Origin of the sequence: Kitasatospora sp. NPDC001547 (assembly GCF_042894165.1) — a bacterium.
Classification (GTDB): domain Bacteria; phylum Actinomycetota; class Actinomycetes; order Streptomycetales; family Streptomycetaceae; genus Kitasatospora.
Genome location: NZ_JBIAVL010000002.1, coordinates 217026 through 229664 on the forward strand (window position 1 = coordinate 217026; position 12639 = coordinate 229664).

Below are 12639 nucleotides of genomic sequence, written 5' to 3' on the forward strand. Positions count from 1 at the left end.
CTGGGTACGCCTGGGCCCGGGTCCGTCCGCCGGGTACCCGCGCACGCCGGAGAGCCGGTCGGACGGGGCGGGGGCGGCGGCCCGGAACGGGCGGCGCGGGGTGCCGGAACGGACACGGATCCTCGGACCGGTCCGGCGGGACGTGCGAGGGGACAGTGTGCGTCCGCGAAATGGCCGAAGAGGGAACGAGAGCGCGAAGGGAAGCAGGCGGCCAGGTGAAGGCAAGATGCGTCGTGGGTGGCTGGCCGAGCACCGGACCGGGACGTGGTCGACGGCGTTACGGACGACGTGACGACGACGCGACGATGCGAGGCAGCGAGAGGACGATACCCGCCAGAAGGCGGTGCGTCACTTCGCGGCGCGCGAATGGGCGCGCGGGCCGCTCCCGGGTCCTGCGGACGGCCCCCTTACAGGGCTGTGACCAGGGGCTCTTCCGTCGGGTGCGATCATGGTCCGGAGCGGTCGGCCGAGGCCGTCGGGCGCGTCCCGCGGGGAGCCGCCGGCCGGGCCGGGAGCCGCCCGCGGAGCGGCCGGTGCGGCGGTCCCCGGACGGGGTGTCCGCAGGACGGGCACCGGAGCGGGAATTCCGGCGGCGCCCGGCACGCTGGAGAGGACGAGAAGCCGGTCGACCGGAACGAGCAGAGAACGGGGTTGGGTGCGCGGTGCGTGACTTCCAGGCGTTGTACGAGCTGGATCAGCGGGGCGTGGCCGCCGTCGCCGCGGCCAACGAGCAGCTGCGCGACACCGGTGCCGGCCTCGTGCTGCTCCAGCACTTCGAGGGCTTCATGGACGCCGGGGAGGCCGGCGGCCAGGTGGTGGCCCACCTGCTGGAGACGGGCTCGCCGCAGGTGGTGGCCCGCTTCGACCACGACCGCCTGGTGGACTACCGGGCTCGCCGCCCGGCGATGGTCTTCGACCACGACCGCTGGACGTCCTACGACCCGCCGGAGATCCTGCTCCAGCTCGTCCACGACGCCGCCGGCGCGCCGTTCCTGCTGCTCACCGGCCCCGAGCCGGACGTCGAGTGGGAGCGCTTCGCGCGTGCCGTCCGCGAGCTGGTGGAGCGCTTCGAGGTCCGGCTCTCGATCGACTTCCACGGCATCCCGATGGGCGTGCCGCACACCCGCCCGGTCGGCCTGACGCCGCACGGCAACCGGCTGGACCTCGCCCCGGGCTACCCGCAGTGGTTCGAGCAGGCGCAGGTCCCGGGCAGCGCCCAGGCGCTGGTGGAGTACCGCCTGGCCGAGGCCGGGCACGACGTCCTGGGCTTCGCCGTGCACGTCCCGCACTACGTGGCCCGCTCCGCCTACCCGGCGGCGGCCGTGCAGATCCTGGAGGCGGCGCAGTCCGCCACCGGGCTGGTGCTGCCCGGCACCCGGCTGCGCGAGCAGGTCTCCGAGGTCTACGCGGACATCGAGGAGCAGCTGGCCCAGGGGGACGGCGAGTTGCGCTCGGCGATCCGCGGCATGGAGGGCCAGTACGACGCCGTGGCGGGGGCGGAGGGCCGGGAGAGCCTGCTGGCCGAACCGGTCGACCTGCCCTCGGCGGACGAACTCGGGCGGCGCTTCGAGCAGTTCCTGGCCGAGCACGAGCGCGGCGCGGAGTAGCCGGCGCGGGGCGGGCGGAAAGCGGGCGGCGGAGGCCGCGGTCGGCCGGGGCCGGTCGGGCCGGGGTCGGATTCCGGCCGGTTCGGGTACGCCGGACGGCCATTTCGCCGGGCTGGGAGTCATCGGCCACGGCCGTTCGTTGGCCCCCTGGTGCGCTCGGGGGACGGGCCGCCGTGAGGAGCCGACCGTGACCCGTATCCCCGGGGGGAGACCATGCCGAGGACCGCACGCCCGACCATCGCCCTGACCGTCGGACTGGCCGCAGTGCTGCTGGCCGGCTGCACCGACAACGCCGGCTCGGACAGCGGGGGGAGCGCCGCCGCGGGCGTGACGCCCGCCCGCGTCCAGGCCGGAGCGGCCTCGTCGCCGGCCGCTGCCCCGGCGCCCACCGGCCCGTACGTCGCGCTCGGCGACTCGTACACCGCCGGGATGAGGATCCAGCCGCAGATCGGCGAGCCGGGCGGCTGCCACCGCTCCGGGGCCAACTACCCGTCCCTGGTGGCGAAGGGGCTCTCGCTCGCCGCCGGGCAGTTCAAGGACGTCAGCTGCAGCGGCGCCCGCACCGGGGACCTGAGCAGCCCGCAGAAGGTCGCCGACGGCACCAACCCGGCCCAGCTGGACGCGCTGACCGCGGACACCCGGCTGGTCACCCTGGGGATCGGCGGCAACGACGCGGGCTTCATGGAGGTCGTGACGGAGTGCGCCAAGGAGAACCTGGTGGACATCGTCAAGGGCGTGATCACCGACAGCGAGCACCGGATCAGCGACTCGCCCTGCCGTGACCGCTACGCCGTCGGCAACGGCACCGACGAGGTCCAGCGCAAGGTGGACACGGCCGGCGACCGGCTCGGCCAGGTGCTCCAGGACGTCAGGAAGCGCTCCCCGAAGGCCAGGGTGTACGTGATCGGCTACCCCGGGCTGCTCCCGGCCGACCCGGCGAGCTGCCTGCCGGTGCTCGGCAACGCCGTGGCCGCCGCCGACCTGGGCTTCCTGGTGGAGAAGGAGCAACAGCTCAACGGCATGCTCAGGAAGCGGGCGGAGGCCGCCGGCGCGGTGTTCGTGGACCTCTCCGGGCCCTCGGCCGGGCACGACATGTGCGCGGGGGAGGACAAGCGCTGGGTGGAGCCGCCGTTCCCGGCCCAGGGGCTGGCGCCGATCCACCCCAACGCCAAGGGCCAGGAGGCGGTGTCCGGCGTGGTCCTGAAGGCGATCAAGGGCTGAGGACTCCCGGCCGGGGGGCGTACGGGGCGCGCGGGGCTGCGCCGTCCGGGTGGGGCCGACTCACCGGGGCGGGCACCCGCGCGCCGCGCGCCGTTCACGCCCCGGCCCGCGCTCCTTCGCGCGCGGCACCCCCCGCGTGTCGGGGGCGCGGCGTACCGTGAGGGGCATATGGACGACACCACGCACCGCCTCGCCGCCCCGCTCCCGTACGACCACGCCGCCGAGGCCCGCTGGGTCCCCGAACCAGACAAACGCCCGGGCCGCACGGCCTTCCAGCGCGACCGCGCCCGGGTGCTGCACTCGGCCGCGCTGCGCCGGCTGGCCGGCACCACCCAGGTGGTCGCCCCGATGCGCAGTGACTTCCCCCGCACCCGGCTCACCCACTCCCTCGAATGCGCCCAGGTGGGGCGGGAGTTGGGCGCGGCCCTGGGCTGCGACCCGGACCTCGTGGAGACCGCCTGCCTGGCCCACGACATCGGCCACCCGCCGTTCGGCCACACCGGCGAGGAGGCGCTCGACCAGGCCGCCGATGCCTGCGGCGGCTTCGAGGGCAACGCCCAGTCGCTGCGCATCCTCACCCGGCTCGAACCCAAGCGCTTCGCGCCCCAGGACGAGCAGCCCGCCGCCCGGCTCGCCCCCTGGCCCGGCCGCAGCGTCGGCCTCAACCTGAGCCGGGCCGCCCTGGACGCCGCCACCAAGTACCCGTGGAGCAAGGGCGCCCACCCCACCGACCCGGCCTCGCCCAAGTACGGCGTCTACGCCGACGACCTGTCGGTCTTCCGCTGGCTGCGGGCCGGCTCCCCGGCCGGGCGCAAGTGCTTCGAGGCCACCGTGATGGACTGGTCCGACGACGTGGCCTACTCCACCCACGACGTCGAGGACGGCCTCCAGGCGGGCCACATCGACCCGGCCGCCCTGCGCGCCCCCGGCGAGCGCGCCGAGCTCTTCGAGGTCGCCGAGCGCTACGCCCCGGACGCCGGGCCGGAGGAGCTCGCCGCCGCCCTGGACCGGCTGCTCGCCCAGGAGTGGTGGCCCCGCTCCTACGACGGCACCGCCCGCGCCCGGGCCGGGCTCAAGGACCTCACCAGCCAGCTGATCGGCCGCTTCTGCCTGGCCGCCGAGCAGGCCACCCGCGCCCGCTACGGCCCCGGCCGGCTCACCCGCTACGCCGCCGAGCTGGTGGTGCCGAGGCACGTCCGGCTGGAGTGCACGGTGCTCAAGGCGGTCGCCGTCCGCTACGTGATGCAGCGCGACGAGCAGGCCCAGCTGCGGGCCCGCCAGCGGATCGTGATCGCCGAGCTGGCGTACGTCCTCACCCAGCGCGCCCCCGAGGGGCTGGACCCGGTGTTCGCCGCCATGTACCGCGAGGCCGAGGACGACCGCGCCGCGCTCCGCACGGTCGTCGACCAGATCGCCACCCTCACGGACGCCTCGGCCCTCGCCCTGCACGCCCGACTCGTCGGCGCCGCCTGGGCGTGACCGCCCCCGCGGGCCGTGCCCCCGGCGCAGCCGGGAAGCCCGGCCGCCCCAGTAGACTTCCGGGGTGGCCGGGCGGATCAGGGACGAAGACGTACAGGCGGTGCGCAGCGCACTGCCGATCGACGCGGTGGTCGGCGACTACGTACAGCTGACCAACGGTGGCGGCGGCGAGTACAAGGGCGTCTGCCCCTTCCACGACGAGAAGTCCGCCTCCTTCTACGTGAACCCCGCCAAGGGCGTCTTCCACTGCTTCGGCTGCCAGGAGAACGGCGACACCATCGCCTTCCTGATGAAGATCGAGCACTTCACCTTCGCCGAGGCCGTCGAGCGGATGGCCGCCCAGGCCGGCATCACCCTGCGCTACGAGGAGGGCGGCTACAGCCCCCGCCACCAGCAGGGCGAGCGCACCCGGCTGGTCGAGGCGCACAAGGTGGCTGCCGCCTGGTACCAGGAGCAGCTGGCCTCGCCGGAGGCGGAGATCGGCCGCCGCTTCCTGGCCGAGCGCGGCTTCGACGAGGAGGCCGCCAGGACCTTCGGCGTCGGCTACGCCCCCGCCGGGTGGGAGCACCTGGTCCGCTACCTGCGCGGCAAGGGCTTCACCGACAAGGAGATCCTGCTGGGCGGCCTCGCCTCGCAGGGCCAGCGCGGCGGCCTGATCGACCGCTTCCGGGGCCGGCTGGTCTGGCCGATCCGGGACATCGCCGGCGAGGTGGTCGGCTTCGGCGCCCGCCGCCTGCGCGAGGACGACAACGGCCCGAAGTACCTCAACACCCCCGAGACGCCGATCTACAAGAAGTCCCACGTGCTGTACGGCATCGACCTGGCGAAGAAGGAGATCGCCAAGTCGGGCCGCGCGGTGGTGGTCGAGGGCTACACCGACGTGATGGCCTGCCACCTGGCCGGGGTCACCTCGGCGGTGGCCACCTGCGGCACCGCCTTCGCCGAGGACCACATCAAGATCATCCGCCGGCTGCTGATGGACACCTCGCAGTACCGGGGCGAGACCGTCTTCACCTTCGACGGCGACGCGGCCGGCCAGAAGGCCGCCCTGCGCGCCTTCGAGGACGACCAGAAGTTCGCCGCCAAGACCTCCATCGCGGTCAGCCCGGGCGGCATGGACCCGTGCGAGCTGCGCCTGGCCCAGGGCGACGAGGCGGTCAAGCACCTGATCGACAACCCGGTCCCGCTGTTCGAGTTCGCGCTGAACTCGGTGGTGGCCCGGCACCGGGTGGACACCCCGGAGGGGCGTTCGGCGGCGCTGGAGGAGGCGGCCCCGATCGTCGCCAAGATCAAGGACCGCTCGATCCAGCACGAGTACGCCGTCCGGCTGGCCGGCATGCTCGGCATCCTGGACGAGCAGTTCGTCGTCCGCCGGATCTCCCAGCTGGCCCGCTGGGACCGCGAGCGCCAGCAGAACCCGCGCGGTGCGGCCGCCCAGCGCCGCCCCGAGCCGGCCCAGCCGCAGCGCCCCGCGCGGCCCGCCTTCCGGCTCAACCCGCGCGACCCGGCCCAGTTCGTCGAGCGGGAGCTGCTCAAGCTGGCGCTCCAGCACCCGGACCTGGTCAGCCCGGCCTTCGACCACTACGGCGACGACGAGTTCCCGACGCCGCCGTACACCGCGGTGCGGCAGGCCGTCGCCAAGGCCGGCGGCGCCGCGTACGGGGCGACCCTGCCCGACTTCACCAGCGCGGTGCGCGAGGCGGCCCCGGACGACCAGGTGCGCTCGCTGGTCACCGAGCTGACCGTCGAGCCGGTGCGCTCGCGCCGCAAGGCGGACGCGGTCTACGCGGGGGAGTTCCTGGTCAAGCTGCGCCTGCTGGCGGTGGACCGGCGGATCACCGAGGTCCGCGGCTACCTCCAGCGGCTCGGCCCCCGGGCCGAGGCCGAGCAGCTGCACGCGGTGCAGACCGAGCTGTGGCAGCTCCAGCAGTACGGGCAGCAGCTGCGCAGCCGGGGCGCGGCGGCGCTGTAGCCTCCGCCGCGGCACCGTCGCAGGACCTGCACACAGAAAATCGGCGCACGAGTCTCGGCCACGGAGTGTGGCGTACCGCACACTGGAGGCCGCCCACCTCCGTACAGCGCGGGTCCGCCAGAGTCGCGCCCGCCCCGAGGGGATGCCCGTGGACCAAGGCCTCGTCTCAGCGACCACCACCAGTACGGGAGCGAGCCCCGCCGAACCGGCCGACGGCCGGGAGCAGGGCCCCGGGGAGCAGGAGACCCACCACGACCGGGCCGGGGCGGTGCTCCCGGACGGTGCCAGGGTGCCCGCCCAGGGCCTGCCGGAGGGCCACCCGGACAGCCTCGACCCGGACCCGGACCCGGACCCCGGCGTCCAGCTCGGGGCCGAGGACCCGGAGGAGCGCCGCGGCCCCGTGGACGACACCGGGCCGACCGCCGACCTGCTGCGCCAGTACCTGCGGGAGATCGGCCGGATCCGGCTGCTCACCGCCGAGGAGGAGGTCGAGCTGGCCCGGCGGGTGGAGGCGGGCGTCTTCGCCGAGGAGCGGCTGAACACCGACCCGCCGCCGCCCGACCCGCTGGCCGGCGAGCTGGACGCCCTGGTGGTGCGGGGCCGGATCGCCAAGCGCCGGCTGATCGAGGCGAACCTGCGGCTGGTGGTCTCGGTGGCCAAGCGCTACGTCGGCCGCGGGCTGACCCTGCTGGACCTGGTCCAGGAGGGCAACCTGGGCCTGATCCGGGCGGTGGAGAAGTTCGACCACACCCGCGGCTTCAAGTTCTCCACGTACGCGACCTGGTGGATCCGGCAGGCGATGAGCCGGGCGCTGGCCGACCAGGCCCGGACGATCCGGGTGCCGGTGCACGTGGTCGAGCTGATCAACCGGGTGGTCCGGGCGAAGCGCTCCCTGCTCCAGGAACGCGGCCAGGAGCCGACGGCGGCCGAGATCGCCGTCGCCCTGGAGCTGACCGAGGAGCGGGTGCGCGAACTGCTCCGGCTGGCCCAGGAGCCGATCTCGCTGCACACCCCGGTCGGCGAGGAGGAGGACGTCGCGCTGGGGGACCTGATCGAGGACGCCGACGCCGCCTCGCCGGCCGAGTCCGCGACCTTCCTGCTGCTGCGCCAGCACCTGGAGGCCGTCCTGGCCACGCTGGGGGAGCGGGAGCGCCAGGTGGTCCAGCTCCGCTATGGGCTGGACGACGGCCGTCCGCGCACCCTGGAGGAGATCGGCGCGGTGTTCGGCGTGACGCGGGAGCGGATCCGCCAGATCGAGTCGAAGACCCTGGTCAAGCTCCGCGACCACGCCTACGCCGAGCAGCTGCGCGGCTACCTCGACTGACCGGTGACCGGTGACCGGTCACCGGTGCTAGGACGTGGACGCGGACGGCGACGGGGACGGGGACGGACCCGCGGAGCCCGTCGGCGCCGCGGGGTCGACCGGAGCCGCCGGAGCCGCCGGGTCGGCCGGAGCGGGATCGGCCGGAGCCGGCGGTTCGGCCGGGGTGGCCGGGACCGGGGTGGTGGGCGCCCCCGCGCCGGTGCCCGGCGGGGGCGAGGCGGGCCCGATCGGGATCGGGGTGGAGGCCACCACCATGGCCAGGTCGGAGACCACCGCGGTGCAGTCGTGGCCGGCCGGCTGGTAGCCGCAGACCTGGAAGGCGACGGTCGGGTCCGCCGCGTTCAGCATCGGCGAGTAGTTGTCGTAGCCCCAGTGGATGAGCGCCGTCTCGCTGTCGCCCGTGTTGTCGCTGATCGTCGCGTAGTCCTTGGGCTCGCCCTCGGTGATGGCCGCCCAGGCGGCCTGGCAGGTCCGGCTGTACCGGAGGTAGACGACCACCTTGCCGATCACCTGGGTCTGCAGGGTCCGGGCGTCCTTGCCGCAGCCGGTGGTCTTCGGGTCCTTGTGGGCGCAGCCGACGGCCCGGCAGGCCGGGGAGGTGGGGCCGGGTTTGGCGCTGGGGGAGACGCCGGCCGTGGCGGCGGCCTGGTCGGCCGCCGCGGCCTGCCCGTCGTGCCGGCTGATCCGCAGGCCCACCAGCACCAGCAGCAGCGCCAGCACGGCCGCCCCGGAGGCCAGTGCCACCGGGCGCCGCGACCAGCGGACGGCGGCGGGCCCGGGCTCCTGCCCGGTCACCGGCGCGTCGGTGACGGCGGGCTCCGGAACGGGCGGCTCCTCGCCGGAGGCGCTCTCCTCCCCGGCAGCGGGCTCCGCGGGGCTCGCGGGCTCCCCGGCAGCGGGCTCGGCCGGGCCCGCGGGCTCGCCGGCGGCGGTCGGCCGCTTCACCGCCTCACCGGGGGCGGCGGCCGTCGCCTGCCGCCACAGCGCCCGCAGCGCGGCCCCGTCGCACTCGACCGCCCCGACCAGTGCCTCCAGCGCCTGCTCGGTGACGATCCGTTTGCCGTTCAGCCAGCGCTCCCAGGAGGCCCGGCTGTAGTGCGTCCGGGTGGCCAGGTCGGACAGCGAGAGCCCGGCGGTGTCCTTGACGGCCCGGAGCTCCTCCGCCAGGCGTCTGGCGGGTTCGGACAGCTCCTCGGGCAGCTGCTTCCAGGCGGAACCCAATGGGGCGCTCCAATTGAGGGAAACGGGAGGGGGACGGATGAGCGGCAGGGCCCCGGCCCGGGCCGCTCGGCGTCTCCAACCCGATCGGCCTGGCGTCCCAAACCCCAGGTCATGGCGCTGAGACGGACGGAAGTGTCTCACAACCCCCGGAGGCGCTCGAACAATCCCGTGGTCATCGTGCAGAGTTCTCTGGCCGGTGCGGTCCACCCGACGGTGGAACCGTTCGGACGCCGATCGATCACCCGTCGTCGGACCGCACCCGCTCCCGGCCCCCCACCGGTCCGGGGCAGCCTCGCGGGGGGAGGCTGCCCCGGACCGTCCGGGACGCTCCGGCCGGGAGGGCGCTTCACTGCGCCCTCCCGGTCGTGAGGTTTCCCCGGGCGGACGGTCAGTGGTGGAAGCCCGGGCGGGCCGGCACCCCGAGCCGCCTGAGCGGGACGGGCTGGCGCCGCAGCTCCGGCAGCAGCCGCTCGAGGTCGCCCAGCAGCAGGTCGGCGAGGTCCCGGGAGAAGCCGTTGCGGCAGACCACCCGGAGCACCGACAGGTCCTCCCGGTTCGCCGGGAAGGTGTACGCGGGCACCTGCCAGCCGCGCTCGCGCAGCCGCCGGGACACGTCGAACACGTCGAACGGGAGGTCCCCCTCGGTGGTGAAGGCGAACACCGGGACCTGGTCGCCCCTCGTCAGCAGCCGGAAGCCGTCCAGTGCCCCGATCCGTCCGGCCAGGTGGGTGGCGACCTCGCGGCAGGCGCCCTGGACGGCCCGGAAGCCCTTCCGGCCGAGCCGCAGGAAGACGAAGTACTGGGCCACCACCTCGGCGCCGGGCCGGGAGAAGTTGAGCGCGAAGGTCGGCATCTCGCCGCCCAGGTAGTCGACCCGGAAGACCAGTTCCTCCGGCAGCGCCTCCTGGTCGCGCCAGAGCGCCCAGCCCACGCCCGGGTACACCAGGCCGTACTTGTGGCCGGAGGTGTTGATCGAGGCCACCCGGGGCAGCCGGAAGTCCCAGACCAGTCCGGGGTCGAGGAAGGGCGCCACCATGCCGCCGGAGGCGCCGTCCACGTGCACCGGGACGTCGGTGCCGGTGCGCTCCTGGAAGGCGTCCAGCGCCGCGCAGATCTCCGCGACCGGCTCGTAGGAGCCGTCGAAGGTGGAGCCGAGCACGCCGACCACACCGATGGTGTTCTCGTCGCACAGCGCGACCGCCCGCTCGGCGTCCAGGTGGAAGCGGGTGCCCTCCATCGGCGCGGTACGCGCCTCGACCTCCCAGAAGTTGCAGAACTTCTCCCAGCAGACCTGTACGTTGACGCCCATCACCAGGTTGGGCCGGGCCCCGGCGGCGTAGCGGTCGGCGTTGCGGCGCGTCCAGCGGCGCTTGAGCGCCATGCCGGCCAGCATGCAGGCCTCGCTGGAGCCGGTGGTGGAGCAGCCGACCGCGCGGTCCGGGTCGGGGGCGTGCCAGAGGTCGGCGAGGATCGCCACGCAGCGCCGCTCCAGTTCGGCGGTCTGCGGGTACTCGTCCTTGTCGATCATGTTCTTGTCGAGGCACTCGGTCATCAGCCGGGTGGCCTGCGCCTCCATCGAGGTGGTGACGAAGGTCGCCAGGTTGAGCTTCGCGTTGCCGTCCAGCATCAGCTCGTCGTGGATCAGCTGGTACGCGGTGTCGGCCGCGACCGGGCGGTCGCCGAGCCGGTGCAGTGGCGGGGCCAGCTCCATCGCGCCCAGCGGGTCGGCGACGGTCGGGTACGGGCCGGTGCTCAGCCGGCGGTCGCCGCCGGCCCCCTTGTGCAGCGCCATGGCGTCCTGCCGCCCTTCGCGTCGGTGGCCGTGTCCCGACCCACGCTGCCACCGGGTGCGGGGCGACGCATCCGCGCGGTCCCGTCGCTCTCGACGGGGCGTCCGTCGCCCCGGACCGGGGGTCAGGCCGCCGCCTCCGGGTGGATCTGGTCGCGGGCGGCCCGGTACTGCTGACGCACCGCCGAGCCGATCGCCAGGTCCTGTTCCCCGTCCGGCTCGACGGTCTCGGCGTCCGGCAGCTCCCACTCCGGGGGCTCCGGGGTGCCCGCCAGCGCCCAGGCGGCCTGCCGGGCGGCCCCGCGGGCGGCGTGCGCGCCCGGCGGCGGCACCACGACCGGGACGCCGAACAGCATCGGGGCGATGTGCCGGACGGCGGGCAGCCGCCCGGCCGTGCCGAGCAGGAACACCCGCTTCACCGCCACGCCCCGGGCACGCAGTACGTCGAGGGCGTCGGCGATGTTGCACAGCATGCCCTCGACGGCGGCCCGGGCCAGGTGCTGAGGGGTCATCGCCTCGGCCCGCAGGCCCGTCAGGGTGCCGGCCGCGTGCGGCAGCGCGGGGGTGCGCTCGCCGTCCAGGTAGGGCAGCAGCACCAGGCCGTAGGAGCCGGGGGAGGAGTGCAGGGCGAGGTCGCTCAGGCCGTCCAGGTCCCGGCCGAGCAGGTCGGCGGTGGAGCGCAGCACCTGGGCGGCGTTGAGGGTGGCGACCATCGGCAGGTGCCGGCCGCTGGCGTCGGCGAAGGAGGAGACCAGGCCGGAGGCGTCCACCACGGCCTCCTCGTGCACCGCGAAGATCGTCCCGGCGCTGCCGAGGGAGACCACCGCGTCGCCCGGGCCGAGGCCCAGGCCCAGCGCGGCGGCCATGTTGTCCCCGGTGCCGGCCGAGATCAGCAGGCCCTCGGGGGTGTGCCCGGCGGGCTCGGCCGGGGGCAGGACGTCGGGCAGCCTGAGCTCGTGGCCGAGTGCCAGCTCGACCAGGTCCTGCCGGTACTCGCCGGTGATCGGCGACCAGTAGCCGGTGCCGGAGGCGTCGCCGCGGTCGGTGGTGCGGCGCTTGGGGTGGCCGAGCAGCTGCCAGACCAGCCAGTCGTGCGGCAGCAGCACCTCGGCGACCCGGCGGGCGTTGGCCGGCTCGAACTCGGCCAGCCAGCGCAGCTTGGCGATGGTGTACGTGGGGGCGGGCACGGCGCCGATCGCGGCGGTCCAGGCGGCCCGGCCGCCGAGGGCGTCCAGCAGCTTGGCGGCGGCGCCGCTGGAGCGCGGGTCGTTCCACAGGATCGCCGGGCGGACCTGCACCCCGCCCGCGTCCAGGCCGATCATCCCGTGCTGCTGGGCGCTGACCCCGATCGCCCGGACGCCCTCCAGCAGGCCGCCGGTCGCGGCGTCGCCGAGCGAGTGCAGCCAGACCTGCGGATCGGCCTCGCCCGGGCGCAGGTCCTGGTCCTCGGGGACGGGGTGCGGCGCCTTGCCGGAGCGCAGGACGGCGCCGGTGTCGGCGTCGCACGCGACGATCCGCGTGCGGTTGGTCGAGCTGTCTATCCCCGCGACGATGGCCATGCCGAGATCATGCCTCAGCCCGGCCCGGGACGCGTCCGGGCCGGGTGAGCCGTTGCCGGTTCGCGACACCGGGCCGGGCCCGCTCGGCCCTGGTGTCACCCTCCCGTCAGGGGCGGAAGGTGCCCCAGCCGTCGTCCTCCGTCCGGGAGCGGTTGAAGTACGGCACCCGGTCCGTGACGGCGCTCGGCAGCCGGTCGCCGACCCGGTCGGCGACCGCGCCGGCGGCCTTCCCGGCCACCGCCCCGGCCTGCTGCCGGGCCCGCTCGGTCGCGCCCTGGACCGCGGGGTTCCGGGCGATCTGCCGGGTGACCTTGGCGATCTGTTCGTAGCGCCGGTGCCCGGCCCGCGAGCCCAGGACGTAGCCGGCCGCGAAACCCGCGGCCAACGACAGCTTCCACATGGTCGGATCCACCCTCTCCTGGCGGCTTCTGCCGCATTGCCCTACCCGTCCGTCGGGACGGCGAACC

General features: G+C 75.0%; 9 protein-coding genes. 5 read left to right on the plus strand and 4 right to left on the minus strand.

Going from position 1 to position 12639, the window contains the following annotated elements:
- Positions 1 to 662: 662 nt before the first annotated feature.
- From ACFY0X_RS03700 to ACFY0X_RS03720, 5 genes are all read left to right on the plus strand, one after another.
- On the plus strand, positions 663 to 1607 hold the full coding sequence (locus ACFY0X_RS03700) for a PAC2 family protein (RefSeq protein WP_387748393.1): 945 nt from the start codon (positions 663 to 665) through the stop codon (positions 1605 to 1607).
- Between the two features lie 213 nt (positions 1608 to 1820).
- On the plus strand, positions 1821 to 2828 hold the full coding sequence (locus tag ACFY0X_RS03705; protein ID WP_387748395.1) for an SGNH/GDSL hydrolase family protein: 1008 nt from the start codon (positions 1821 to 1823) through the stop codon (positions 2826 to 2828).
- A 168-nt stretch (positions 2829 to 2996) separates the two neighbouring features.
- Complete coding sequence (locus ACFY0X_RS03710; protein WP_387748397.1) at positions 2997 to 4307, plus strand: deoxyguanosinetriphosphate triphosphohydrolase; 1311 nt, start codon at positions 2997 to 2999, stop codon at positions 4305 to 4307.
- 64 nt (positions 4308 to 4371) lie between these two features.
- Positions 4372 to 6279 (plus strand): DNA primase, encoded by a 1908-nt coding sequence (dnaG, locus tag ACFY0X_RS03715; protein WP_387748399.1) that lies wholly within the window; start codon positions 4372 to 4374, stop codon positions 6277 to 6279.
- Between the two features lie 142 nt (positions 6280 to 6421).
- The gene (locus ACFY0X_RS03720) at positions 6422 to 7603 is read left to right on the plus strand and encodes an RNA polymerase sigma factor (RefSeq protein ID WP_387748401.1); all 1182 of its coding nucleotides are present in this window, start codon (positions 6422 to 6424) and stop codon (positions 7601 to 7603) included.
- A gap of 27 nt (positions 7604 to 7630) precedes the next feature.
- On the opposite strand, the gene ACFY0X_RS03725 is transcribed toward ACFY0X_RS03720, so the two are convergent.
- The 4 genes from ACFY0X_RS03725 to ACFY0X_RS03740 form a co-directional block, all read right to left on the minus strand.
- Positions 7631 to 8824 (minus strand): DUF2690 domain-containing protein, encoded by a 1194-nt coding sequence (locus ACFY0X_RS03725; protein WP_387748403.1) that lies wholly within the window; start codon positions 8822 to 8824, stop codon positions 7631 to 7633.
- Positions 8825 to 9212: 388 nt separating this feature from the next.
- A complete protein-coding gene (locus ACFY0X_RS03730; RefSeq protein WP_387748405.1) occupies positions 9213 to 10616 on the minus strand; it encodes a glutamate decarboxylase in 1404 nt (467 codons plus the stop codon).
- 122 nt (positions 10617 to 10738) lie between these two features.
- Entirely contained in the window at positions 10739 to 12172 is a 1434-nt protein-coding gene (locus ACFY0X_RS03735) for an FGGY family carbohydrate kinase (protein WP_387748407.1), read from the minus strand.
- A 106-nt stretch (positions 12173 to 12278) separates the two neighbouring features.
- Complete coding sequence (locus tag ACFY0X_RS03740; RefSeq protein ID WP_387749263.1) at positions 12279 to 12572, minus strand: hypothetical protein; 294 nt, start codon at positions 12570 to 12572, stop codon at positions 12279 to 12281.
- Between the last annotated feature and the right edge of the window lie 67 nt (positions 12573 to 12639).